1 protein-coding gene is annotated in these 264 nt (G+C 45.8%); it reads left to right on the top strand.

What is annotated here, in order from left to right; all coding sequences use genetic code 11:
• Window positions 1-264 (top strand): phosphoribosylglycinamide synthetase C domain-containing protein (locus AAEY83_RS15860; protein WP_351060494.1); only part of this gene is annotated, 264 nt, incomplete at both ends.

Raw genomic sequence — 264 nt, 5'->3', positions numbered from 1 at the left:
ATTGTCGCTTTGGCGACCCTGAAACTCAACCAATGATGCTACGTTTGCAATCAGATTTGGTTGAATTGATTGAAGCTGCTAACCGTGTAGAACTTGATAAAACAACAATTGAGTTTGACCCACGCGCAGCCGTTGGTGTTGTACTTGCCGCTAAAGGCTACCCTGGTGATTACCCTAAAGGTGACGCTATTTCGGGGCTAAAAGTGGATTACCCTGCAGGTGAAAAAGTGTTCCATGCGGGTACTAAACAAAGTGGCAATGAGG

This window comes from Psychrobacter sp. TB20-MNA-CIBAN-0197 (genome assembly GCF_040309765.1).
In the GTDB taxonomy this organism is placed as follows: domain Bacteria; phylum Pseudomonadota; class Gammaproteobacteria; order Pseudomonadales; family Moraxellaceae; genus Psychrobacter; species Psychrobacter submarinus.
This window is presented reverse-complemented; position numbering and strand designations above follow the sequence as displayed.